This is a genomic window from Kytococcus sp. Marseille-QA3725, from assembly GCF_054950055.1.
In genome coordinates this window covers 1-2,120 of sequence record NZ_JBUCLA010000003.1, presented here as the reverse complement: position 1 = coordinate 2,120, position 2,120 = coordinate 1, and the positions used below count along the sequence as shown (strand labels likewise).

3 protein-coding genes are annotated in these 2,120 nt (G+C 75.8%); all 3 read right to left on the bottom strand.

From position 1 onward, the window contains the following. Window positions 1-46 precede the first annotated feature (46 nt). The 3 genes from ACY8FT_RS11815 to ACY8FT_RS11805 all read right to left on the bottom strand — a co-directional run bounded on the left by ACY8FT_RS11815 (window position 47) and on the right by ACY8FT_RS11805 (window position 2,032). Window positions 47-1,195, bottom strand: a complete 1,149-nt coding sequence (locus ACY8FT_RS11815; RefSeq protein ID WP_462419102.1) for a PHP domain-containing protein — start codon at window positions 1,193-1,195, stop codon at window positions 47-49. After that, on the bottom strand, window positions 1,195-1,656 hold the full coding sequence (locus ACY8FT_RS11810; protein ID WP_462417383.1) for an SAV_6107 family HEPN domain-containing protein: 462 nt from the start codon (window positions 1,654-1,656) through the stop codon (window positions 1,195-1,197). Before ACY8FT_RS11810 ends, ACY8FT_RS11815 begins: the two co-directional genes overlap by 1 nt. Before the next feature lie 61 nt (window positions 1,657-1,717). Beyond that, window positions 1,718-2,032 carry a DUF6504 family protein gene (locus ACY8FT_RS11805; protein ID WP_462417382.1) on the bottom strand — a complete coding sequence of 105 codons (315 nt, stop codon included), beginning with the start codon at window positions 2,030-2,032 and terminating at the stop codon, window positions 1,718-1,720. Window positions 2,033-2,120 lie beyond the last annotated feature (88 nt).

Genomic DNA, 2,120 nt, shown 5'->3' with positions numbered 1-2,120 from the left:
GTAGAGAGGGCGCCCACTGATAGAATTATTTTATTTTTTTTTTTTTTCAAGAGGGAGATGTGTAAAAGAGACGGCCCCCAGGGCGGTCGACCGCCCGCCGCCGCTCACCGGCCCGCCGGTACAGCCCGTCCACCGCGCTCCGACAGCGCTCGGTCAGCCCCCGCAGGGCGTCTGTGGCGTCGGCGTACCCGAGCACCTCCGGCTCCGGCAGGTGCACCGACCCGATCCCCAGGTCGTCCCGGGCCGAGAGGCCGCACTCGGTCGCCACCTGCCCGGTGGTGGCCAGCAGCCGGTCGGCGGCCGCGTCCGGCCCACCGGCCCGGTCGGCCAGCCACCGCGCCACCCGCTCCATGGCGGCCGAGGAGGCCAGGTGCGCCGCCGAGGTCCGCTGCTCCAGGTGCCGTGGGTCCAGCAGGACGTGCCTGCGGGCTGCGTCGAGCACGTCGGCCACCACCACGTCGGCGGGGTCCGCGTGCCGCACCGCAGCGGTGAGCACCGTCCGCACGCCGGCCTCCTCGGCCAGCCGCCACATGCCCACCGCCTGGTCGGTACAGCCCGGCTGCCCGGCCGGGGCACCGGAGCACACCAACTCCACCACCACGACCCGTCGCGCCTCACGAAGATCCCCGACCTGCCCGGCCACCCGGTCCACCCACCGCTCCAGGGCCCGCCGTGCCTCCTGGCGACGACGCCCCAGCACCGCCCGGCCGACGTCGGAGTCGGGCCCCAGGAGCACCCGGACCGCCGGGGCAGCACCGGCCACCAGCTCCCCGGTGGTGCGCGGCTCGCCCCGCTCCCCCGCCGCGTGGGTCGCCGAGACCAGGCGGCACAGGGCCGCCCAACCGACACCGTGGCCGGAGCCGGCCTCCCGGCCCGCGGCCAGCACCCGCACGCGGTCGTGGCTCTCGTCGACCCAGGTCCCGCCCCGCACCGGTGACCGGCGCGCCGGGACCTCCTCCCGACGGGCCCCGTCCCCGTGGGCCACGGCGAGGTCCACCCCCAGCACCGGGACGAGCCCGGCCTCGGTGCAGGCCCGGGCGAAGCGCACCGCTCCATACAACCCGTCCCGGTCGGTGAGCGCCAGGTGGGACTGCCCCCAGGCCGCCGCCCGGTCCACCAGGTCCTGCGGGGTGGAGGTGCCGTACTGCAGCGAGAAGCTCGAGGCGACGTGCAGGTGCGCGAACCCCGCGGACATCACCGGCCCTCGACCGGCCAGCCGGCCACCAGCAGTGCCGTGGCAGAGGGGAGCACGGGCAGCCCCAGCACACCCCGGATCCGCTGCTCGAACTCGTCCACCTGCCGCACCAGGTCGTCCGCCTCCCGCTGGGAGCACTGCCGTCCCCGGGCGAGAGCGGCCCGGCGCCGGGCCGAGCCGTCGAAGAAGACCGCCCACTCCCGGAGCTCCGGGGCCACCCCACCGAGGAGCTCCCAGACGCTGCGGGGCCGCGAGGCCCGTCCCGGCACCGACCGGGCCGCCACCACGGCGGCCGCAGCCCGCAGAGCGGCCAGGTGCGCTGCCTCGTACCGCTCCTCGGGCACCGGACTCGCACAGGCCTCCGCCAGACTCGTCCGCGCCCGCTCCATCAGGTCCAGCACCGTCCCGGCCGGTGCGCCCACCCCGATCGTCGCCGTCGGGGCACCCGTCATCGTCGTCATGTCCGTCCTCCCTGTTTCCCCGCTGCCTGCGTTCCCCTGCTGCCGTGCGTGCCCGACCGGGTCAGTCCAGGACCCGGTCCAGCCGCCACCCCGCGGCCACACCCACCGGCGGGGCCACGAGGTCGAACACCCCGGCCGGACGGTGCCGCCCGGCCCGGGCCTCCACCCGCCACACCTCCTGGTCGGTGCCGGCCTCCAGGGCCAGCCCCTCGGCCTCGGTCACGTGGCGCCACCACGGGTGGCGCCGTCGCCAGCGGTCCAGCACCTCGCACACCACGTAGAGCCGTCCCCGCCAGACGAAGGCATCCGGCTGCCCGCCGGGCTCCCATCCGTCCTGCAGGGTCCGCACCTCCACCGACTCGGCGCACCGCCTCATCTCGTCCCTCCTCCCGTCGGTCCGGGCCACCCCACGGGCCGTCCGGATGCCGTATCGTCGACCCCGCACGCATCGTATGCGTGTACGA